The organism is Martelella mediterranea (assembly GCF_004342225.1).
GTDB classification, from domain to species: Bacteria; Pseudomonadota; Alphaproteobacteria; order Rhizobiales; family Rhizobiaceae; genus Martelella; species Martelella mediterranea_B.
Genome location: NZ_SMAR01000005.1, coordinates 118,751 through 139,810, shown reverse-complemented (window position 1 = coordinate 139,810; position 21,060 = coordinate 118,751). Strand labels below are relative to the sequence as shown.

The following is a 21,060-nucleotide window of genomic DNA, read 5'->3' as shown; positions in this document are numbered from 1 at the left end:
AATCACGAGCGAAACAGGCGTGAATGCTGTGTTTCATGTTTCAGCGAAGCGACATCCGCGCGGAAAGTGCAGCCACCGAGATCATCAAGGCTGGACGCGACCGCGTTGCCAGCCTGTTCGATCACCGGCCCCTCAAGTGCAGCCAGCACCGCTACACCGGTCACCTGCCCGCAAACGGAAAGCCGGATTGCCGCAGAAATATACTGTGCAATCTGTGCATGCAGATAGGCCTGGCAGGCCGCAGAAAGGCCAATGCGATGTGCTGACGAAACCGCACCAAAGGCCAGAGGCAAAGCCGGGCTTGCAGGCACGTTCAGAGCCACTGAAGCGGGCCATGCTGCCGAGGCCGCCAGAAAGGCTTCTCCCAGAGCCGTTGTCTCCAGAAAGCGCTCTTTTGACCCCGCGAGCGCTTCTGCAAGGGCAGCAATATCATCCAGAGGCTGATTTTCGCCCTGCAGGCGATGACTTTCACAAAGCAGGACAGCGTCATTCCATAAGAAACCGTGTTGCAGACCGGACAACAACCAGCTTTCCAGATCTTCGCCGCTTTGGATCAGACCGTCATGGGCAGCGCGTTCGAGCCCGCCGGAATAGGCAAAGCCCCCCAGCGGAAAGGCAGGAGACAGCCAGGACAGAAGCCTTAAAAGAACAGCACCGGAGACCGGCTGATCAGTCATGGTGGTGATGATGGCCGTGATGGTCATGATCTCCGTGCGGATGATGATGGTGCCCATGATCGTGGCCTTCATGGGAATGACCGTGATCATCATGGCTGTGGTAAGCACCACGCACCGGCTGAAAAGGTTCGACAACCTCTTTGACTTCAGCGCCGAGGCCAAGGAGCATCTGGCGAATGACATGATCCCTGAGAACCAGGATACGGCCTTCTTCAATCTGGGAAGGCAGATGTCGGTTTCCCAGATGCCATGCGAGCTCGATAAGATGCAGATTGTCGCGCGGCCGGATCTCGAACAGCTCCTCATCAGCCGCGACGATCTCGATTCTTTCGCCGTTTTCCAGCACCAGACGGTCGCCGCTGGCGAACAGCACTGCTTCCTTCAGATCGAGCATGACGCTGCCACCGTCACTTAATTTCAGTGCTTTGCGGCGCAGATGACGCTGGTCATGCGTCAACGTAACGCGGCCAGAAACAGCACCGGTTTCCGTGCCGGCCGGCTCATAGTTTTTTACTTTTTGCATTTGCCCCTCAGGCCTTCAAACCGATTTATGAAATATTCTTAACATCAAACCTGATGCGATCAAGACATGCGCTACAAAATGAAAACGGCGGCCCGAAAGCCGCCGTCGATCAGTAAGATAACAAAGCTGAAAGCCTTAAGCGGCCTTGGCCTCGCTCTTGAGGCTTTCAAGAATGTTCTGCGGCGAAGACTGGCCATAGGGGTCGGTTTCGCACAGATCGGAGAAGCCTTCTTCTTCGAACCATTTTTCAACGACACCATCATTGATGACCGCGCCATAGCGCCAGGAACGCATGCCGAAGCCGAGGTTATCCTTGTTCACGAGCATGCCCATTTTACGGGTAAACTCGCCGGAACCATCGGGTATAACCTTAACGTTTTTCAGGCCCTGCCCCTTCGCCCACGCGTTCATGACGAACGTATCGTTGACCGACATGCAATAGATTTCGTCGATTCCCAGCGCGCGGAACTCATCAGCCAGCTTTTCAAAATCAGGCAGCTGGTAGGTCGAGCAGGTCGGCGTGAACGCACCCGGCAGCGAGAACAGAATGGCGCGCTTGCCTTTGAAGAAGTCATCGGACGTCTTGTCTTCCCAACGGAACGGATTATCACCACCGATGGATTCGTCACGCACGCGCGTGTGGAAGGTCACGTTCGGAACTCGTTTACCGATCATTGCAGTCTCCTTAATGCTCAGAATCTTGGGAGCGTCGCTCAAAATTTTGCTGCCAGATACTAACAATTTTCAATCAGGAATAAAGCTATTTATTAGAATTATTCTAAAGTAATAGCTGCCTTGCACCTAGTGCATACCTGAAACTGATTGTTACTGGCGTTGACTCCCATGTCGTTTTCCAACTCCAGTGTTACAACCGCATGACCTGCGACAGAATGGCGCAGTTTTTCAGAATTTCTTATGTCAGAGATGTCGGCTCGTTGAAGATCGCGAGACGATAGTCACCGATCGGAGCAAAACCAAGGGAACGATAAGCCCGCTCGGCGGCCAGATCGTTCGTAAAAAGGATTACCTTTTTCACACCTTGCCCGAATGACGTATGAAGCATCTGACCGATCAGATAGCGCGCATAGCCACGCGAACGGTGCTCAGGCGGAGTGAAGACCGATCCCAGTTGAAGCATCTCCGGCAGCCGTGCGTTAAATCCGGCGAGCGCCACCGGAACATCATTCACCAGCAGGACAAACCGTTCAAGGGCGTCTGGATCACGCACCTCGGCAGCGACAGCTTTCTCAAGCGCACTGGTCGGCTTCTGCCCCATAGCCTCACGACGGTAGACAAGAAGCCAGGCGTGAAGCAGCTCTTGATCGACATTTGACCAATGCGTAACACTGACATGTTCCGGTCGCGGCGCAGGCATCGCCAAACGCCCGACAGAAAGGCTGAACAGCGTTTCACCGCGATTGATGGCAAAGCCGATTGGTCCAGGGTCCAGAACCCTCAGCGCGTCAACGACCTCGGCATCAGGACCGATCACACCGGCAACAGGACGCGTCATATGCTGCCGCAAAGCCGTCAGTACAGCCTGCCTGCCTGATGGCTCGGGAAGTTGCACGATTACATTGCCATTGCTGTAATGGGCAGCGACACCGATAAGATCATGTGCCTCGTCAAAGGCACCCCAATAGTCTCCACCATAGCGTAAATGCGGGTTTTCGATCCCGTCGGCAGCCAGATTGGAAAGCAGGAACATGCTGCTTTCCGCATAAGCCGACAAAAATGAAACCAGCAAATCCTTATCCAGGGATCGCAACGGCCTGACCGCAACCATCAACTTCTCCATCAAGCGCAATGAGCGCAATGAGCGCAATGAGCGCAATGAGCGCAATGAGCGCAATGAGCGCATAATGGTTTCAAGTTCCCCCGAAAGAAAGCTGGTTTATGGGTGGGTTAGATGAAACTTTATGATCCGGGTTTCACAGAAAATGATCTAAAAAGCCGCATCTCACCCGGCATTGCCAAAGCAGTCATGCTCAGTGACGTGAAAGCGCCATTGAACCACCTGCAAGGATCAGCGCGCCGCCGACCATGCGGTTAAGCTGCACAAACATCCGGTTCGATGTGATGAACCGCCCAAGCAGCACGCCGCCTGCAATATAAAGGCAAACGCCTAAAGCCTCCATCGCAAGAAAAGCGAGCCCCATGGCTGTCAGCTGCGGCCAGATCGGCGCACCTTCCACGATAAACTGCGGAAAAAGGCCGTGAAAATTGCAACAGCCTTTGGGTTTGTGATGGCAATCGAGAAATCGCGCTTCATCAAGGCGGCGATACTGGCATCGGTGGCCTGCATCTCCGCCAGTGTCTTCGCCTTCAAGAGAATCCGGATCCCAACATAGACGAGATAAACTGCGCCAATCAGCTTGATCACCAGAAGCGCAGAGGTCGAAGCTGCGAGCACCGTACCCAGCCCGGCGATTGTGATCGCGATCAGAAAGGCGAAAGCGGGCATGCGCCCCATGCTACCGGCAAAGGCCCGAGCCGGACCGAGCCGCGCGCCGTTGGAAAATGCCAGCATATTGTTCGGTCCGGGAGCGCAGTTCAATGCAAAACAGGCTGGAATGAACAATTCCCATGCAATCATAGTACTGCTCCCGGAAACGAGGTCTTGTCGATGCTCTAGAACAGGAAATACCGTTGTGCCATTGGCAGAACATCCGCAGGTTCACATGTCAACACTTCGCCATTGGCCCGCACCTCATAGGTTTCCGGGTCAACGGAGATATCAGGCGTTGCGCTGTTATGCACCATAGCCGCTTTGGAAATGCCGCCACGGGTATTTTTCACAGCAACAAGCTGTTTTGAAACACCGAGCTTATGCGCAATTCCTGCATCCAGCGAAGCCTCGGAAACAAAAGTAACCGACGAATTCGTGCGGGACTTGCCGTAAGCGCCGAACATATGGCGGTAGTGCATCGGCTGCGGTGTGGGGATGGAGGCATTCGGATCGCCCATCTGGGCTGCCGCAATCGTACCGCCGATGATAATCATGTCCGGTTTCACGCCGAAAAGCGCCGTGTTCCAGATCACCAGATCAGCGCGTTTGCCAACCTCAATCGACCCGATCTCATGGGAAAGCCCCTGCGCAACGGCCGGATTGATCGTATATTTCGCAATATACCGCTTCACCCGGTAATTATCGTTATCGCCGGTCTCCTCGGGAAGTGGACCGCGCTGACGCTTCATCTTGTCTGCGGTCTGCCATGTGCGGATGATCACCTCGCCGACGCGACCCATGGCCTGACTGTCGGACGAAATGATCGAGAATGCGCCCATATCATGCAGTATATCTTCTGCTGCGATTGTCTCTTTGCGGATACGGCTTTCCGCAAAAGCGATATCTTCAGGGATTGATGGCGAAAGATGATGGCAGACCATCAGCATATCGAGATGTTCAGCAATCGTGTTCTGCGTATATGGCCGGGTCGGGTTGGTCGAAGACGGAATGACATTTGACAGGCCGCAGATCTTGATGATGTCCGGCGCATGGCCGCCGCCAGCCCCCTCGGTGTGAAACGCATGGATCGTGCGCCCCTTGAAAGCGTCGACCGTATCTTCCACGAAACCGCTTTCATTCAGCGTGTCGGTGTGAATCATCACCTGCACATCATACTGATCGGCAACCGACAGGCAGTTATCGATTGTGCCCGGCGTTGTGCCCCAGTCTTCATGCAGCTTCAGTGCCGCAGCACCACCCAGGATCTGCTCCTCAAGCGCACCCGGCAGTGAGGCATTGCCCTTGCCAGCAAAGGCGAGGTTCATCGGAAACGCATCTGCCGCTTCGATCATCCGCGCAATGTGCCATGGTCCGGGCGTGCAGGTGGTCGCCAGTGTGCCGTGGGCAGGGCCTGTGCCACCACCAAGCATGCAGGTAAGACCGCTCATCAGCGCTTCTTCGATCTGCTGCGGACAAATGAAGTGGATATGGGCATCCATGCCACCAGCGGTAACGATCTTGCCGTCGGCGGCAATCACTTCCGTTCCGGGACCGACGATAACATCCACACCCGCTTGTGTATCCGGGTTGCCGGCCTTGCCAATGCCTGCGATACGACCGTCTTTGATGCCGATATCAGCCTTGACGATGCCCCAGTGATCGATGATCAGCGCATTGGTCATCACCGTGTCAACAGCGCCTTCAGCACGGGTAGACTGGCTCTGCCCCATGCCATCACGGATCACCTTGCCGCCGCCGAATTTCACTTCATCGCCATAATGGGTGAAATCCTTCTCCACCTCGACAAAAAGCTCTGTATCGGCCAGCCGCACCTTGTCGCCGGTCGTGGGACCGAACATGGAGGCATAAGATGCGCGGGACATTTTAAACGGCATGGATCACTCCCCTGGAGTTTTTTCTGGTTTCGGTTCGCGCTTTTAAAAGCTGCGGGACCGGATATTTCAAAAAATCAAAGCTTGCCCATGACTTCCTGACGAAAGCCGTAGACATTGCGGTTTCCGGCAAATGGCACGAGCGTGACATCGCGTGTCTGGCCGGGTTCAAAACGAACGGCCGTGCCCGCTGCAATATCCAGCCGCATTCCGCGCGTCTTTTCGCGATCAAACGTCAGCGCCGGATTGGTTTCAAAAAAATGATAGTGGCTGCCAACCTGAACGGGCCGATCGCCGGTGTTTGAAACCGTGACAGTCACAGTTTCCAGTCCGGCATTGATTTCGATTTCGCCTTCGGCGGGGATCATCTCACCTGGGATCATGGTTTATCTCCTTCGTCACCGGATCGGCTCATGCACTGTCACCAGTTTGGTGCCATCGGGGAAGGTCGCTTCCACCTGTACATCGTGGATCATTTCCGGTACGCCTTCCATCACCTGATCGCGGGTAATCACATGGGCACCGGCTTCCATCAGCTCGGCCACGGGGCGACCATCACGCGCGCCCTCGATCACAAAGTCGGTCACCAGAGCGATGGCTTCCGGGTAGTTCAGCTTGACGCCCCGCTCCAGCCTGCGGCGCGCCACCATCGCGGCCATGGAGATGAGCAGTTTGTCTTTTTCACGCGGCGTCAGGTTCATACGTCCCTCAACTCCCTCAAAAATTTCAAAGATGCCAGACTTTCGGCAGATTTTCGTTTTCCCGCAAGACCTTCAATGCGGGGATCAGGCTTTTTCTCAAGCTATAGCCATCCGGCGCGACAATCCGCGCCACCAGTTTGCCATTCCACTCCGATGCTCCGCCGCCCATTTCGCCAAGCGCCGCGCGAACTTTCGGAAGCAGAGCTTCGCCGCGTTTGCCGCAATATAAAAGCGTGGCAAAGGCCACCTCGCCGCCCAGAACGGCGGTCTGCGCAATCAGGTTTTCGATATCGCCGGTCATGCGCACATCTTCGGCGTGGATCAGCGTGCCGGATCGGCGCACACGCCAGCGATCACGAAACTGGCCGTAGCGCACAGCCTCCCCCATCGCCTTGCGGCCGAGCAGCACCGCCTCAATAGCCAAAAATTCAGAGGTTTCCGCCAGATCGACATCAAGCCGCCGGTTCAGCGAAGCATCATCAAACAGAATGGTTTCCTGTGGCAGCCAGTCCAGTCGTGCGCCCTCGCCGACGCGCAATTCAGTATCGATGACCGCGGGACCACCGTCAGAGCGGTAGATTTTTTCACAAGCCTGCGTGGTCGCTGTCAGCGTTGTCCCATCGGCGGCATCCATCACCCAGTTCAACCGGTCACCGCCGGTCAGACCGCCGGATGTATTGATCAGAACGGCTTCCATGCTGCCATCGAAGCTTTCAGGAATTCGGATTTTTGCGGCACCTTCCTGATAAAACTCATCAAGACGGGTCTTGCCACCGGCCTGTTTTGCAGTCACCTGCCCGCGCCCATAGGTCCGTTGCGGCGGTGCTGTCATGCCGGGCGTCAAAACGCCCACTCCGCCCTGCATTTTGCCTCCTCTTCGCCGCATCTCGTCGCACCACACATTGCCGATCCTTTTTTGCACTTTCTTTATAAAAGAGCCGAAGCAATATTCATGCCGCTTGGCAGGGTGCAGGCGTTTTTTACATCCAAAACGCTTTGTACCCGTAAAGCGCTCGACAAACATAAAAAAGCGCGAACCGCTCAGTCTCCGGTCCGCGCCCAAAAACTTCGCAAATTGCGTTAAGAAGCATCACACAGTCAGGTGCCGGCGTGCCTCATCGGTATCCAGTGTTTCGGCAGCCCCCTCATGCACGATCTCGCCACGGTCCATGATATAGACCTGATCAGCAAGTTCCCGACAAAAATCAAGATATTGTTCCACAAGCAGAATCGCCATTCCGGTGGAATCCCTGAGGTAACGTATCGCCCGGCCGATATCCTTGATGATCGAAGGCTGAATGCCCTCCGTTGGTTCGTCCAGAACCAGAATTTTCGGTCGCATAACCATCGCCCGGCCGATAGCCAGTTGCTGTTGCTGACCGCCGGAAAGGTCGCCGCCGCGCCGTGAAAGCATTGTTTGCAGCACCGGAAACAGGCTGAAAATATCCTCTGGAATGGTCCGTTCACGCGCTGGCAGCGGAGCAAGACCGGTTTCCAGATTTTCGCGTACCGTCAGCAGCGGAAAGATTTCACGCCCCTGCGGCACATAGCCCACGCCACACTTGGCCCGCGCATAGGGCGCCAGACCGTCAAGCGGCTGATCCTGAAAGCGGATCGCGCCGCCCGATGTCGGGTGCTGGCCTGTTACCGCTCTAAGCAGCGAGGACTTGCCAACCCCGTTGCGGCCCAGAACACAGGTAATTTTGCCCATCTCTGCGGAAAGCGAAACATCGCGTAAAGCCTGAGCAGCACCATAGTGCAGATTGACGTTTTCGATTGTCAGCATGGTCACCCTCACCGCCCGAGATAGTTTTCAATGACCTTCTGGTCACTGGATACGAAATCAATGGAGCCTTCCGCCAGAACCGAGCCTTCCGCAAGGCAGGTCACTTTCACTCCCAAATCCCGGACAAAGCCCATATCGTGCTCCACCACGACAACAGCACGGGTCTGCGCGATCTCGCGCAAAAGCCGCGCCGTCTCTACCGTTTCGGCATCGGTCATGCCAGCCACCGGTTCATCGACCAGCAGAAGTTTCGGCTCCTGTGCCAAAAGCATGCCGATTTCCAGCCACTGCTTCTGGCCATGAGAGAGATTGGCAGCGAGTTCTTGCCTGCGAGCCGTCAGGCGGATGATCTCGAGAACTTCATCGATCCGGTCCTGGTCCTCGCCGGAAAGCCGGTAAAACAGTGTGGCGAACACACCACGTTTGCGGTTCAGCGCCAGTTCCAAATTGTCCCAGACTGTGTGGCCTTCAAAAACGGTCGGCTTCTGAAACTTCCTGCCAATGCCAAGCTGCGCAATGTCGGCTTCGTCGCGCCGGGTCAGATCGATCGTGTCAGAGAAGAAAACCTCCCCCTCATCCGGTCGTGTCTTGCCGGTGATGATATCCATCATTGTCGTCTTGCCAGCCCCGTTGGGACCGATGACGGCGCGAAGCTCACCGGGCTCAATCACGAAGGAGAGGCTGTTGAGCGCTTTAAAGCCATCAAACGAGACTGAAACATTATCAAGATATAGAAGGCTTTTGGCGCGTCTTTCCTGCGGGCTCATCGTGCTGCCTCCCCTTCTGCTGGTAGATCCGTATCGATTCCGGCTTCGACATCCACTGATTTTTTCTTTGCGTCAGGATCATCATCCTTTTCACGCCGTTTTGAAAAATATCCGGCAAGCGTTCCGACGATGCCTTTCGGCAGAAACAGTGTTGTGGCCACAAACAGGCCACCGAGTGCGAACAGCCAGAAAGCGGGAAACAGACCGGTGAAGATCGTTTTGCCGCCATTCACAAGGATTGCACCAATGATCGGCCCTATAAGCGTTGCGCGACCGCCAACCGCCGTCCAGATCACGATTTCGATGGAGTTGGCAGGGGCAAACTCGCCGGGATTGATGATGCCAACCTGTGGCACATAGAGTGCACCGGCAACCCCGGCCATCATCGCCGAGGTCACAAAGGTGAAGAGCTTGTAGTTCTCCACCCGGTATCCAAGAAAACGCACCCGGCTTTCCGCGTCGCGCACCCCGACCAGAACCTTGCCGGTCTTTGAACGCACAATGGCAGATGCAATGAAAAGGCCCAGCGCCAGAAACAGCGCCGAGGCCGCGAACAGGGCTGCACGCGTGGTATCTGCCTGCACGGAAAATCCGAGAATATCCTTGAAGTCCGTCAGACCGTTATTGCCGCCGAACCCCATATCATTGCGGAAAAAGGCCAGCAGCAGGGCGTAGGTCATCGCCTGCGTGATGATCGAAAGATAGACGCCATTGACGCGGGAGCGGAAAGCGAACCAGCCGAAGGCGAAGGCCAGTACGCCGGGCACCAGCAGCACCATCAGCATGGCGAACCAGAACATATCAAAGCCATGCCAGAACCAGGGCAGCTCTTTCCAGTTCAAAAACACCATGAAGTCGGGCAAAACGGGATCTCCGTAAACGCCCCGCGAGCCGATCTGACGCATCAGATACATACCCATCGCATAGCCACCCAGCGCGAAAAAGGCTCCGTGGCCGAGCGAGAGAATGCCGCAAAAGCCCCAGACCAGATCAAGCGACAATGCAAGCAATGCATAGCAAAGATATTTGCCGAACAGCGAAACGAGATAAGTCGGCAGGTGAAAAGGGCTGCCAGCCGGAATGAAAAGGTTCAGAAACGGCACGAGCAGTGCTGCAACAAACAGGACACAGATGGCGACAAGAACTTTGCGATCAAGTGACCGGAGAAGATAAGCCGTGATCATGATTCAACCGCCCTTCCCTTGAGTGCGAACAGACCACGCGGTCGTTTCTGGATAAACAGGATGATGAAGACGAGGACCAGAATTTTGCCGAGCACAGCGCCGGCATAGGGCTCAAGAAACTTGTTCAGAATGCCGAGCGAGAAAGCGCCGACCAGCGTGCCCCAGAGATTGCCGACGCCCCCGAACACCACAACCATGAAACTGTCGATGATGTAGGACTGGCCCAGATTGGGCGACACGTTATCAATCTGCGAAAGCGCCACACCGGCCAGCCCGGCGACACCGGACCCAAGCGCAAAGGTGAAGGCATCGACCCAGGGTGTACGGATACCCATGGAGGCTGCCATCCGCCGGTTCTGCGTTACGGCGCGCATCTGAAGCCCGAACGCAGATCGCTTCATCAGAAGAAGAAGCCCGGCAAAAACCGCCAGCGCAAAAACGATGATCCATAGCCGCGACCACGTGATGACCAGACCGCCGAGATCGAATGAACCCGACATCCATTCCGGATTCCCGACCTCTCGGTTCGATGGCCCGAAAATCGTCCTGACCGCTTGCTGCAGGATTAGCGAAACGCCCCATGTTGCCAGCAGTGTTTCCAGCGGGCGACCATATAGAAAACGGATAACCCCGCGCTCAATGATCAGGCCAACCGCCCCGGTGATCAGAAAAGCGACAGGCAGGGCAATCGCAAGAGACCAGCCAAAAAGGTCCGGATAGGTGGTGCGGATCACCTCCTGCACCATGTAAGTGGAATAGGCCCCCAGCATCACCATCTCACCATGGGCCATATTGATAACGCCCATCACGCCAAACGTGATGGCAAGACCGATGGCCGCCAGAAGCAGGACTGAGCCGAGTGAAAGTCCGTACCAGACATTCTGGGCAGCATCCCAGAACGCCAGCCGCTTTTCGATTTTCGTCTGTGCAGCATCAATTTCGGCCTGAAGGTCAGCATCCAGGTCGCCACGGGCCGACAAAAGAATGGAAATCGCATCGCGACCGCCAATCTCGGCAATATCGGCAATCGCCTGCTGCTTTTCTTCGAAACTGCGTGAGGAATTGAGAACCGAAACGGCGCGCGCCTGACGCAAGGCAGCGCTTACCTCTGAATCTTCCTCGCTGGCAAGAGCGTCTTCAACCAGCGCAAGATTGTCCTTACTCGGTGCATTGAGAAGCTCGTGAGCAGCGGCAAGCCGCACGTTGCGGTCCGGGCTTTTCAGCGTCATACCGGCCAGTGCGGCGTTGATTGAACCGCGCAGATTATTGTTGACTTTAATTTTCTCAAGATCGCGCTTCGACAGCTCCCCGGCCTCTTCACCTGTCAGGGGATTAATCAGCAGCAGGTTGCGACGTGATTCAGCATCAGCCGTTATAAAGACCTTGCCGTCATCTTCGCGGTAGTAGAGATCACCATCGGCCAGTGTCTTGAGCACCGGAACAACGGCCGGATCACCGGTGGCAGCCAGCGCCTGAACCAGCTCCTCCGTCTGGCTGAAATTCTTCGACTGCGAAAACTGCGCAATCAGTTCCTCGATACCTTCGGCCGCACGGGCCGGAGAGGACGCGCATGCCAGAATAAAAAGCAGCGGAAATACAAGTGATCTGAAATAACGTATGCAGGAAAAAGCGGACATGCACGCCCCCGAGTTTGACAGCGCACAGCTCCGTGAACGCGCCGTCCCCCTGTTCACCCGGCACGGCAATGGTTCTGCATCGCCATGCCGGGCAATTTCTAAGCTGGAAAGGGCTTATTCAGCCGCCATGCCGCCGCACTGTCCGGTTTCGACATTGAAGTTCCCGCAGGACATAGGCGCGCGCCAGTCGGAGATCAGGTTTTTCGAGTCCGGAAGATAATCGGACCATGCATCGCCAACCACGAGACCGGGGGTCTCATAAACGATATCGAACTGACCATCGTCCTGAATTTCACCGATCATGACCGGTTTGGTGATGTGGTGGTTTGGCATCATCGTCGAATATCCGCCCGAAAGGTTCGGTACAGACACCCCGATAATCGCATCGATCACGGCATCCGGATCGGTTGTGCCAGCCTTCTCGACGGCCTTTGCCCACATATTGAAGCCAATGTAGTGGGCTTCCATCGGGTCGTTGGTCACACGGGTATCGTCACCGGTGAAAGCGTGCCAGGCATCGATGAAGTCGTAATTGGCATCAGTGTCGACGGATTCGAAATAATTCCAGGCGGCCAGATGGCCAACCAGCGGGCCGGTATCGAGTCCAGCCAGCTCTTCTTCACCGACGGAAAAGGCCACCACCGGAATGTCGGATGCGTCAATCCCCTGATTGGCAAGTTCCTTATAGAACGGGACATTCGCATCACCGTTGATGGTGGAAACCACAGCGGTTTTCTTACCTTCAGAGCCGAAGTTCTTGATCGACGCAACTTCCGTCTGCCAGTCGGAGAAACCGAAGGGCGTATAGGTAATCATGATGTCTTCATCGGCAACGCCATGATCTTTCAGGTAAGCTGCAAGGATCTTGTTGGTCGTGCGCGGATAGACATAGTCGGTTCCTTCCAGAACCCAGCGCTCGACACCCTCATTCTCCATCAGATAGTCGACGGCCGGAATGGCCTGCTGGTTCGGTGCGGCACCGGTGTAGAACACATTGCGCTGGCTCTCCTCACCCTCATACTGGACAGGGTAGAAGAGAAGGCTGTTCAACTCTTCAAAAACCGGCAAAACGGCTTTGCGGGAGGCTGATGTCCAGCCACCAAAGACCACATCAACCTGATCGCTCTCAATCAGCTGGCGGGCTTTTTCTGCAAACATCGGCCAGTCAGAGGCCGGGTCGACAACAACCGGTTCAAGCTGCTTACCCAGAAGACCGCCTTTTTCGTTCTGCTCTTCAACGAGCATCAGCATGGCGTCTTTCAGGGTCGTTTCAGAAATCGCCATCGTTCCTGAAAGCGAGTGCAGAATGCCGACTTTGATCGTGTCTTCCTGTGCGAGTGCGCTGGTCGCGGTGGAGGCGGTCAGAGCCGCCAGAAGCGCCGCGCCGGTCAGTGCTTTCTTGAATTTCATGTTTTCCCCTCAACGGATTGTCACCTGATAGGCGTATGGAAATCGCAGGCGTCCATCGAAGAACACCTGCGATAACTATCGTTGAGGAAGCCTTGAGCCCCCATACGTCATTTGACGTAGTTGAGGAGGAAAGTTGCGCCGGGAGCGCTGTTTAGTTCCGGTTTCGAAGCGCTTCGGCCTCGGCATAAAACTTCTTTTCCCAGTCCTTGTGGTTGTCGAGACCTTCGCGGATGAAGGGCGTGAAGATCGCCATATTCATCAAAATCCAGTTGACGAACTTCGCCGGAAAGCGCGTCGGTTTGACGAAATCGACAAACAGCACCACGCGGGTTTTGTCGGTATGGTTCCAGGCTTCGTGCTCATAAGCATCATCGAAGATCAGCACCTTGCCCTCTTCCCAGTGGCAGATCTGATCCTTGACCCGGATCGCGAGCTGATCGGGTTCGGCCTCCGGCACGATCATGCCAAGGTGAAGGCGCAGCACGCCATTATAAGGGCCGCGATGCGCCGGCAGATGCTTGCCTGGTTCAAAAATCGAAAACATGATCGTTTTCAGGCCCGGTATCTTCTGCATGGCCTTCCATGTCTCGGGGCAGGCCTTGATGTTCTGCTCAGACGAGATGCCGTAGCCCAGCAGGAAAAACGTTTTCCAGTGACTGTCGTCAGAAATGGTCTTAACATCGGTCGAGATGTCCTGAAAGCTTGGCAACTCGGCCTGTCGTTCAAGCACTTTCTCAAGCTCTTTTCGAATAGCCGGCGCGGCTGCCTCAATGTCTTTCGACCATGGGAAGGTGGCGTTGTCATAAACCGGCGGGTTGCCATGAATGGCATACTTGAAATTGAGTTTTTCAGCCCAGTTGACGATCCCCATGAAGAAGCGGGTCATTGCGCTCGGCCGCTCCATCGGTTTGATTCCATCCGTGCCAAAACTCTGGCCCGTATTGTCCGACGCCGTTTTGACCATGTCCCCGTTCCTTTCAAACACTGCTCTTGATACTCTGCGCTTATCACCTGAAAGTGCTTAAGGCTAACATTGAGTGACATGATGGAGAAAGTGCGGCAGAAGCGCAGCGGCAAGACACTCTTTTTACTTGCCAAATGCAGCTCTGATCTGAACACTGCGCCGAAGACACATTTTTGTCACCCTCTCATCAGCCCCTTTTAAAAAAGCCAGCCAACTGCTTCATGACCGCACGCCAACGCATCATCCCTGTCCGGCGCGAATATAACCGCTGGGTTGCCAACCAGACACTGGAAGATTACGCGTTGCGCTTTACCGCCAAAAGCGCCCGGCATTTTTCATCGGGCCGGATTTCCCAAACAGCGATCGGGGCCATCTCCTTTCTGGCCCTTGAGGCTATTGGCGGCACGATTACGCTTTCATACGGAACGACAAATGCGTTCTTTGCAGCCCTTGTCGCTGCAATTGTCATGCTTCTGGCAGGCTTTCCGATCGCCCGCTATGCCATCCGTCACGGCGTCGACATCGACCTTCTGACGCGTGGTGCTTCCTTCGGCTATATCGGCTCCACAGTGACCTCGCTGATCTATGCCAGCTTCACCTTCATTCTGTTCGCCATCGAAGCCTCGATCATGTCCGGTGCGCTCAGGCTCGCCTTCGGAATACCCTTGTGGATCAGCTATGTGATCTCCGCCATCGTCGTCATTCCTCTGGTGACCTATGGTGTCAGGATGATTTCGAAATTTCAGCTGGTGACACAACCTTTCTGGATTATCCTCAATATTCTGCCATTTATTTTCATCGCCTTCATGGATTTCGAGAAATTCGAACTCTGGAGAGCTTTCGGCGGCGTGCGCCTGCCCTCGGCAGAACCGGGAATGGCAGCGCCGTTCACGCTGGCAGGCTTCGCCGCTGCTGCGGGGGTGATTTTCGCCCTGATGCCCCAGATCGGCGAGCAGGTGGACTTCCTCCGCTTTCTGCCTGCAGAAGGGAAAAGACGCCTCCATCATCGGCTTGCGATCTTTCTGGCAGGCCCCGGCTGGGTGGTCGTCGGTGTTCCAAAACTGATGGCTGGTTCATTTCTGGCCTATCTGGCCTTTTCCACCGGAATGCCGGTGACTGAAGCCGCGGATCCCGCGCATATGTATGTTGCGGCCTTTGGCTACATGCTTCCCAATGAAACCGCGGCCATGCTGCTGATGGCCGCCTTTGTCGTCGTCTCTCAGCTCAAGATCAATGTGATGAACGCCTATGCCGGTTCTCTGGCCTGGTCGAACTTTTTCTCCCGTCTCACACACAGCCATCCAGGGCGCGTGGTCTGGCTGGTTTTCAACGTCGCAATAGCGCTTCTCCTGATGCAGCTGGGCATTTACCGGCTGCTGGAAGCCTCTCTCAGCGTTTTTTCGATTATCGCAATGGCGTGGCTTTCAACGATTTCAGCAGACCTTTTCATCAACAAGCCGCTGGGTCTGTCACCGCCGGGCATCGAGTTCAAACGTGCTCATCTTTACGATATAAATCCTGTCGGCCTCGGCGCAATGTTTATATCCGGCGGCATCGCGCTGCTCGCGCATTTTGGTCTTTTCGGCTCCCTTGCAGTCAGTTTCGCACCCTTTATCGCGCTTTTTGCGGCTCTGATTGCATCGCCGCTTCTGGCGTGGCTTACGGATGGAAAATACTATCTGGCACGCAAACCGCGCAAAGGCTGGCAGACAAAAACGGCAATCACCTGTTCGATTTGTGAACATCCTTTTGAGCCGGAGGATATGGCATGGTGCCCGGCTTATGCTGCACCGATCTGCTCGCTTTGCTGTTCGCTTGATGGCCGCTGCCATGACATGTGTAAACCCAAAGCACGGCTCAATGCTCAGGTCGCCGCAGTCGCACGCAAACTCCTGCCGGATGGCATTGTTGCGCAGCTGGCCACGCGGCTTGGGCGCTATGGCATGGCATTTGCCGTTTCGATCATGGCAATTGGCGCAATCCTTGGCATGATTGCCTATCAGATGGCGCTTGCAGCACCTGAAACGGCATCAGTCGTTTTTGATACAGCCCTGATTGTATTTTTCGTTTTCGCCCTGATTTCAGGCGTTGTCGCCTGGTTTTTCGTGCTTGCCCATGATAGCCGCATGGTGGCTGAAGAAGAATCCTCCCGACAGACCACGCTGCTTTTGAAAGAAATCGCCGCACACGAAAAAACCGATGCAGCGCTTCAGGCGGCAAAGGAAACCGCAGAGGCAGCCAACCGCGCGAAAAGCCGTTACGTCGTCGGCCTTTCACACGAACTGCGAACACCGCTCAATGCTGTCTCCGGCTATGCACAGCTCCTCGAACGCGATCCGGAGATGCCTTTGGCCCGCAAACCGGCAGTCAGCTCGATCCGGCGGTCTGCCGATTACCTCTCCGGGCTGATCGACGGGCTTCTGGATATATCGCGGATTGAGTCGGGCCGGCTGGAAGTGTTCTCCAACGAGATCAATCTGACCGAGTTTCTCGACCAGATTATGGACATGTTCGAACCACAAGCACGCCGGGCGGGTTTATCATTTTATCACGAGCGTGACCCGAGATTGCCTGCCTATGTCAGGACTGACGAAAAACGCCTGCGGCAGATTCTGGTGAACCTCATCTCCAATGCGATCAAATTTACAGACGAGGGATCGGTCCGGTTTTCTGCCCATTACCGCAATCAGGTCGCGACCTTTACCGTCGCAGATACCGGCAGCGGCATTGCCCCGGACGATCTGGAGCATATTTACGAGCCTTTTGAACGCGGCTCGCAGAACGGCAACGGGCAGATCAAACCCGGTCTTGGGCTGGGCCTGACGATCACACAACTTCTGGTCAACACGCTTGGTGGCGACATTGATGTCAAAAGCAGAACCGGTGAAGGCACGATTTTCACCGTGCGCCTGATGCTGGCCTCGGTCGACCGCCCCGTGCGGCCGGCTGGCCTTGAAGCGACGGCTGGACGTTATGAAGGTATGCCGCTTTCAATCATGGTCGTGGATGACAATGAAGATCACCGCCTGATGATGCAGGAAATTCTTTCATCGCTCGGTTTTTCTGTTGTTCTGGCTGAAAGCGGGGAGGCATGTCTCGCCCAGCTGGCAACGAAGGCGATCGATCTGTTCCTGCTCGATATCCGGATGCCCGGCATGAACGGTTTTCAGCTGGCCACAGCCTTGCGCGACCGTGACATCACAAGCCCGATTGTCATGCTGTCCGCCAATATCGGCGACGATGCCATTATCGGGCGCGGCGATGACAGCCATAACGACACGCTTTCAAAGCCTGTCGATCTCAATCGTCTGCGTGATGTACTGGCCACCCAGCTGCATCTCGAATGGTCGATCCACCGTAACGAAAGCAGGCCTGAGACAAAGGCAGAACCGGCGCAACCATCGCTTCCGGCAAAAAGCGACATGCAGGAATTGCTGAGGCTTGCCGAAATCGGTTACCTGCGCGGAATCAGAGTGAAGCTTGATCAGCTTTCCAAAAACGACGGCCTGAAGGCTTTTTGCGATGAGGCGAATGGCTATGTCGTCAGTTTTGATATTGAAGGGCTGACGCGCTTTATCAAATCTGCCGGTCAAGACCGGCGAGAGGATGGGGAAAATCAGAAACATGGATGATGGCACTCAGGAAATCGTCCTTCTGGTGGATGACAGCCCGGATGCACTCAACTTTCTCACCGAAGCGCTTGAGCAGGCCGGTTTCTCTGTGCTGATTGCAACCTCCGGCCAATCGGCACTGGCGATCGTTGAGCGCATCACGCCCGATATCGTGCTGATGGATGCCATCATGCCGAAAATGGATGGTTTTGAGGCCTGCAGACGCCTGAAGGGAGGGCCTGCCGCCGCTGCGCCTGTTATATTCATGACCGGACTTTCAGAAACCGAACACATTGTGCACGCCCTGGAATCCGGCGGTGTTGACTACCTGACCAAGCCGATCAACATCGACGAACTGCGTGCACGCATTCGGGTGCATCTGGCCAATGCGCGCTCGGCCCAAAGCGCCCGTGTCGCGCTTGATGCGACCGGACGGCACCTGATGGCTGCAGGCCCTGATGGCGTTCCTTTATGGATGACGCCACAGGCAACAAAGCTTGTTCAGGATGCTTTGGGTGGAGAACCAGATTTGGCCTCCGTGACCGACCAGATCAGACAGTGGTTTTTGTCTGACGGATCAGAAAACACATCCGGTGACATGGCTGTTCTGCCGATCCTCAAAGATGGTCAGAAACGTTTCCAGCTCGCTTTTTTGGAACAGGCCGGGCCGGAAGAATTCCTTTTTCGCGTCACAATCGCCAATCCGCTCAGCGAGGACGCCGTGCTTCGACAGCATTTTCCGCTGACGGTGCGCGAATCCGAGGTTTTGCTATGGATTGCAAAGGGAAAGGCCAACAGAGACATCGCGGAAATTCTGGGACTTTCCGCCAGAACCGTGAACAAGCATCTCGAGCAGATCTATATCAAGCTCGGTGTTGAAAATCGGGCGTCTGCGGCCGTCAAGGCCGCCTACGTGCTGCACGACCTTTAAAAACATAAAAGGCGCAGATGATCACATCTGCGCCTTTTATAATCAGATTAAGGATCAGACAAAGGCCGTTACTGGCCAAGCCCTTCAAACAATGCGGTCGACAGATAGCGCTCTGCAAAAGACGGAATAATGATCACGATGTTCTTGCCCTCATTTTCCGGGCGGGAACCAACCTCAATCGCTGCCTTCAGCGCCGCACCGGAAGAGATGCCAACCGGAACACCTTCCAGTCGAGCCACTTCACGTGCCAGAGCGAAGGCATCATCGTTATCGACTTGAACGATTTCATCATAAACCGATGTATCGAGTACGCCCGGCACAAAACCGGCCCCGATACCCTGAATTTTGTGGGGCGCTGGCGAACCGCCCGAGAGAACCGGAGAGGCTGAAGGCTCAACTGCAATCACCTTCACATCAGGCTTCCTTGATTTCAGCACCTGTCCGACACCGGTGATCGTGCCGCCGGTTCCAATACCGGAAACGAAGAAGTCCACCGCACCGTCGGTGTCGTTCCAGATTTCCTCTGCCGTGGTATTACGATGAATTTCCGGGTTCGCCGGGTTTTCAAACTGCTGCGGAATAACCGCATTTTCAATTTCGGCAGCCAGCTCTTCTGCCTTGGCGACAGCGCCCTTCATGCCCTTTGGCGGGTCGGTCAGCACCAGCTCAGCACCAAGTAGAGCCAGCATTTTGCGACGCTCGATCGACATCGATTCCGGCATGGTCAGGATCAGGCGATAACCCTTGGCAGCAGCGGCGAAGGCCAGCGCGATACCGGTATTGCCGGATGTCGGCTCCACCAGAACGGTTTTGCCAGCTTCAATTTTCCCGGCTTTCTCCAGCGACTCAATCATGGCAAAGCCTATACGATCCTTCACCGAAGCAATTGGATTGAAGAATTCGAGCTTGGCCAGAAGATTGGCCTTCACGCCCTTTTCCTTCGCCAGCTTATCAAGGCGCACAATCGGCGTATCGCCGATGGTTTCCAGGATAGAGCTGTAGATTTTCCCGCGACCGGGCTTGCCATTCTGTTCCATGATATCGCTCCCTGAGTGACTTACCCTTAGTTAGGGTCCACTGCAGAAAAATTCGAGGTAAGAAACCACTTGCCCAGCGACCGTAATGAAATCTCATTTTAATTATACAGCGTTTCATGGAACGTGATTTCACGCGCGAACAACGGCGCTGCTTTTAACCCCAAAATGCCAGAAAACCGGCAAAGCAGGCACCACCGATGGCAATGACGCTCAGGGTCACCAATGCCAGCATCCAGCCATAAAGACGGGTTCCGCTGCCAAAGGCCAGAACGACCTTCGTCACCAGGTTGGAACAGGTGGCCAGCAAGACAGCAATCGCCGCCGTATTGAGTGGCACGGATGTGCCAGCCAGATGCGCTGTCGACAAGGTAATCGCATCAAGGTCCGGAATGCCGGAAACGAGCGCGATGACAACGATACTGTCAGGTCCGAGGAACCGAACGAGTGTTTTCGCGAGAAAGCTGACTGCTCCCAGCAATGCGCCGAACCGCAGAACGGAGCCGAGTTCAAACGGATTGGTGAGCTTTAGGTCAGTGCTGGCATCGGCGCGACCAGTTTTGCCAATCAAAATCAGGCTGGAGACGATGAAGACGGCAAGACCGGGCCCCAGAGCAACAGCCAGCGGCAGCAGCAATTGCGGCGCAACCGCTGAACCGATGATAAAACATCGCACGAGTGATAGGCCGCCTGCAATTGAGGCAGCACCGGCGAGTTGACGCGAAAGCCCCGGTTGCGCAGCTGAAATATGCGCGAAAGAAAGTGTTGTCGCGGTGGAAGATACAATGCCGCCTGTGGCGCCAGCAAACAGAATTCCGCGCTCCGGACCTGCCACGCGCATAGCCACATAGCCGGCATAGGAAAGCGCTGCGATCAGCACTGTCATCAGCCAGACCGAGAAAGGATTAAATCCGCCCCATGGATCAACCGCGTGATTTGGCAAAAGCGGCAGAACGACAAAACTCATCGCCAGCAACACAAGTGCCGAGCGCAACTCCAGCCATGTCATGGTTTTAAGAAAACCATGACATGGCTGTGACGGGCAGCCAGAAGCACTGTGGTGACAACGCCACCGGCTGCCGCGAGACGCATATCACTGGTGACTGAAACAATGCCCAAAGCAAAGACAACAAGGCCCGCGACCACGCTGGTCGCGCTGAAATCATGCTGAGGCTCAGCCGCCCGATAGCTGAAGACAATCAGCGTCAGTGTCAGCGCAACCCCGAGCATGGATGGAACCACCGGACCGACGACCGGCCCAAGATACCCTGCAAGACCACCGAGAAGGCCAATCAGTGCAAAGGTGCGAATGCCTGCAGCACGCGCGCCGTCAGCCATCTCACGCTCCTGCCAGCCGCGCTCGATCCCAACCAGAAGCCCGATTGCGAGCGCCAGAGCGACACGCTGGAAAGCTTCCATCATCTCCATGGCAGTCAACCTTAAAACCGCTTCGATGCGTCCAGTCTAGCGCAGCCACCGGGAAACGGAAGTGCA

General features: G+C 55.5%; 21 protein-coding genes. 2 read left to right on the top strand and 19 right to left on the bottom strand.

Features of this window, described 5'->3' with window-relative positions; translation table 11 throughout:
• Positions 1-2: 2 nt before the first annotated feature.
• The 16 genes from EDC90_RS05365 to EDC90_RS05295 form a co-directional block, all read right to left on the bottom strand.
• Entirely contained in the window at positions 3-677 is a 675-nt protein-coding gene (locus EDC90_RS05365; RefSeq protein WP_132309456.1) for an urease accessory protein UreF, read from the bottom strand.
• Positions 670-1,200, bottom strand: a complete 531-nt coding sequence (gene ureE / locus EDC90_RS05360; RefSeq protein WP_132309338.1) for an urease accessory protein UreE — start codon at positions 1,198-1,200, stop codon at positions 670-672. Before ureE ends, EDC90_RS05365 begins: the two co-directional genes overlap by 8 nt.
• 135 nt (positions 1,201-1,335) lie before the next feature.
• A complete protein-coding gene (locus EDC90_RS05355) occupies positions 1,336-1,875 on the bottom strand; it encodes a peroxiredoxin (protein WP_132309336.1) in 540 nt (179 codons plus the stop codon).
• Positions 1,876-2,113: 238 nt separating this feature from the next.
• A complete protein-coding gene (locus tag EDC90_RS05350; protein WP_165972745.1) occupies positions 2,114-2,947 on the bottom strand; it encodes a GNAT family N-acetyltransferase in 834 nt (277 codons plus the stop codon).
• 241 nt (positions 2,948-3,188) lie between these two features.
• On the bottom strand, positions 3,189-3,395 hold the full coding sequence (locus EDC90_RS21165; protein ID WP_245510943.1) for a hypothetical protein: 207 nt from the start codon (positions 3,393-3,395) through the stop codon (positions 3,189-3,191).
• Entirely contained in the window at positions 3,365-3,796 is a 432-nt protein-coding gene (locus EDC90_RS05345) for a LysE family translocator (RefSeq protein ID WP_245510942.1), read from the bottom strand. The genes EDC90_RS21165 and EDC90_RS05345 overlap by 31 nt, the downstream gene beginning before the upstream one ends.
• A gap of 35 nt (positions 3,797-3,831) precedes the next feature.
• Positions 3,832-5,544 (bottom strand): urease subunit alpha, encoded by a 1,713-nt coding sequence (ureC, locus tag EDC90_RS05340; protein WP_132309332.1) that lies wholly within the window; start codon positions 5,542-5,544, stop codon positions 3,832-3,834.
• Between the two features lie 74 nt (positions 5,545-5,618).
• Positions 5,619-5,924 (bottom strand): urease subunit beta, encoded by a 306-nt coding sequence (locus tag EDC90_RS05335; RefSeq protein ID WP_132309330.1) that lies wholly within the window; start codon positions 5,922-5,924, stop codon positions 5,619-5,621.
• Between the two features lie 15 nt (positions 5,925-5,939).
• Positions 5,940-6,242, bottom strand: a complete 303-nt coding sequence (locus tag EDC90_RS05330) for an urease subunit gamma (RefSeq protein ID WP_132309328.1) — start codon at positions 6,240-6,242, stop codon at positions 5,940-5,942.
• A gap of 25 nt (positions 6,243-6,267) precedes the next feature.
• The gene (locus tag EDC90_RS05325) at positions 6,268-7,107 is read right to left on the bottom strand and encodes an urease accessory protein UreD (protein ID WP_132309326.1); all 840 of its coding nucleotides are present in this window, start codon (positions 7,105-7,107) and stop codon (positions 6,268-6,270) included.
• A 225-nt stretch (positions 7,108-7,332) separates the two neighbouring features.
• Positions 7,333-8,028 (bottom strand): urea ABC transporter ATP-binding subunit UrtE, encoded by a 696-nt coding sequence (gene urtE, locus EDC90_RS05320; RefSeq protein ID WP_132309324.1) that lies wholly within the window; start codon positions 8,026-8,028, stop codon positions 7,333-7,335.
• Between the two features lie 8 nt (positions 8,029-8,036).
• Positions 8,037-8,795: an urea ABC transporter ATP-binding protein UrtD gene (urtD, locus tag EDC90_RS05315; protein ID WP_132309322.1), complete on the bottom strand. Its 759-nt coding sequence runs from the start codon at positions 8,793-8,795 to the stop codon at positions 8,037-8,039.
• Entirely contained in the window at positions 8,792-9,979 is a 1,188-nt protein-coding gene (urtC, locus tag EDC90_RS05310) for an urea ABC transporter permease subunit UrtC (protein ID WP_132309320.1), read from the bottom strand. Before urtC ends, urtD begins: the two co-directional genes overlap by 4 nt.
• Positions 9,976-11,616, bottom strand: coding sequence for an urea ABC transporter permease subunit UrtB (urtB, locus tag EDC90_RS05305; RefSeq protein ID WP_132309318.1), 1,641 nt, complete (start codon positions 11,614-11,616; stop codon positions 9,976-9,978). The genes urtC and urtB overlap by 4 nt, the downstream gene beginning before the upstream one ends.
• A 114-nt stretch (positions 11,617-11,730) precedes the next feature.
• Positions 11,731-13,026, bottom strand: a complete 1,296-nt coding sequence (gene urtA / locus EDC90_RS05300; protein WP_132309316.1) for an urea ABC transporter substrate-binding protein — start codon at positions 13,024-13,026, stop codon at positions 11,731-11,733.
• 151 nt (positions 13,027-13,177) lie between these two features.
• Entirely contained in the window at positions 13,178-13,990 is an 813-nt protein-coding gene (locus EDC90_RS05295; protein WP_132309314.1) for an aspartyl/asparaginyl beta-hydroxylase domain-containing protein, read from the bottom strand.
• A 221-nt stretch (positions 13,991-14,211) separates the two neighbouring features.
• On the opposite strand from EDC90_RS05295, the gene EDC90_RS05290 reads away from it, so the two are divergent.
• The gene (locus EDC90_RS05290; RefSeq protein ID WP_132309311.1) at positions 14,212-17,622 is read left to right on the top strand and encodes a hybrid sensor histidine kinase/response regulator; all 3,411 of its coding nucleotides are present in this window, start codon (positions 14,212-14,214) and stop codon (positions 17,620-17,622) included.
• Positions 17,615-18,532 (top strand): response regulator transcription factor, encoded by a 918-nt coding sequence (locus EDC90_RS05285; RefSeq protein ID WP_132309309.1) that lies wholly within the window; start codon positions 17,615-17,617, stop codon positions 18,530-18,532. The genes EDC90_RS05290 and EDC90_RS05285 overlap by 8 nt, the downstream gene beginning before the upstream one ends.
• Before the next feature lie 68 nt (positions 18,533-18,600).
• Here the strand turns inward: EDC90_RS05285 and cysK are convergent, their stop codons facing one another.
• The 3 genes from cysK to EDC90_RS21160 form a co-directional block, all read right to left on the bottom strand.
• On the bottom strand, positions 18,601-19,569 hold the full coding sequence (gene cysK, locus EDC90_RS05280) for a cysteine synthase A (RefSeq protein WP_132309307.1): 969 nt from the start codon (positions 19,567-19,569) through the stop codon (positions 18,601-18,603).
• A 154-nt stretch (positions 19,570-19,723) separates the two neighbouring features.
• Positions 19,724-20,575 (bottom strand): MgtC/SapB family protein, encoded by an 852-nt coding sequence (locus EDC90_RS05275; RefSeq protein WP_245510941.1) that lies wholly within the window; start codon positions 20,573-20,575, stop codon positions 19,724-19,726.
• Entirely contained in the window at positions 20,572-20,994 is a 423-nt protein-coding gene (locus tag EDC90_RS21160; protein ID WP_245510940.1) for an MgtC/SapB family protein, read from the bottom strand. The genes EDC90_RS05275 and EDC90_RS21160 overlap by 4 nt, the downstream gene beginning before the upstream one ends.
• Between the last annotated feature and the right edge of the window lie 66 nt (positions 20,995-21,060).

Coding starts and splice junctions, on each gene's coding strand:
- EDC90_RS05365 (WP_132309456.1), bottom strand. CDS start 677: ATGACTGATCAGCCGGTCTCCGGTGCTGTTCTTTTAAGGCTTCTGTCC.
- ureE (WP_132309338.1), bottom strand. CDS start 1,200: ATGCAAAAAGTAAAAAACTATGAGCCGGCCGGCACGGAAACCGGTGCT.
- EDC90_RS05355 (WP_132309336.1), bottom strand. CDS start 1,875: ATGATCGGTAAACGAGTTCCGAACGTGACCTTCCACACGCGCGTGCGT.
- EDC90_RS05345 (WP_245510942.1), bottom strand. CDS start 3,796: ATGATTGCATGGGAATTGTTCATTCCAGCCTGTTTTGCATTGAACTGC.
- ureC (WP_132309332.1), bottom strand. CDS start 5,544: ATGCCGTTTAAAATGTCCCGCGCATCTTATGCCTCCATGTTCGGTCCC.
- EDC90_RS05335 (WP_132309330.1), bottom strand. CDS start 5,924: ATGATCCCAGGTGAGATGATCCCCGCCGAAGGCGAAATCGAAATCAAT.
- EDC90_RS05330 (WP_132309328.1), bottom strand. CDS start 6,242: ATGAACCTGACGCCGCGTGAAAAAGACAAACTGCTCATCTCCATGGCC.
- EDC90_RS05325 (WP_132309326.1), bottom strand. CDS start 7,107: ATGCAGGGCGGAGTGGGCGTTTTGACGCCCGGCATGACAGCACCGCCG.
- urtE (WP_132309324.1), bottom strand. CDS start 8,028: ATGCTGACAATCGAAAACGTCAATCTGCACTATGGTGCTGCTCAGGCT.
- urtD (WP_132309322.1), bottom strand. CDS start 8,795: ATGAGCCCGCAGGAAAGACGCGCCAAAAGCCTTCTATATCTTGATAAT.
- urtC (WP_132309320.1), bottom strand. CDS start 9,979: ATGATCACGGCTTATCTTCTCCGGTCACTTGATCGCAAAGTTCTTGTC.
- urtB (WP_132309318.1), bottom strand. CDS start 11,616: ATGTCCGCTTTTTCCTGCATACGTTATTTCAGATCACTTGTATTTCCG.
- urtA (WP_132309316.1), bottom strand. CDS start 13,026: ATGAAATTCAAGAAAGCACTGACCGGCGCGGCGCTTCTGGCGGCTCTG.
- EDC90_RS05295 (WP_132309314.1), bottom strand. CDS start 13,990: ATGGTCAAAACGGCGTCGGACAATACGGGCCAGAGTTTTGGCACGGAT.
- EDC90_RS05290 (WP_132309311.1), top strand. CDS start 14,212: ATGACCGCACGCCAACGCATCATCCCTGTCCGGCGCGAATATAACCGC.
- EDC90_RS05285 (WP_132309309.1), top strand. CDS start 17,615: ATGGATGATGGCACTCAGGAAATCGTCCTTCTGGTGGATGACAGCCCG.
- cysK (WP_132309307.1), bottom strand. CDS start 19,569: ATGGAACAGAATGGCAAGCCCGGTCGCGGGAAAATCTACAGCTCTATC.
- EDC90_RS05275 (WP_245510941.1), bottom strand. CDS start 20,575: ATGACATGGCTGGAGTTGCGCTCGGCACTTGTGTTGCTGGCGATGAGT.
- EDC90_RS21160 (WP_245510940.1), bottom strand. CDS start 20,994: ATGGAGATGATGGAAGCTTTCCAGCGTGTCGCTCTGGCGCTCGCAATC.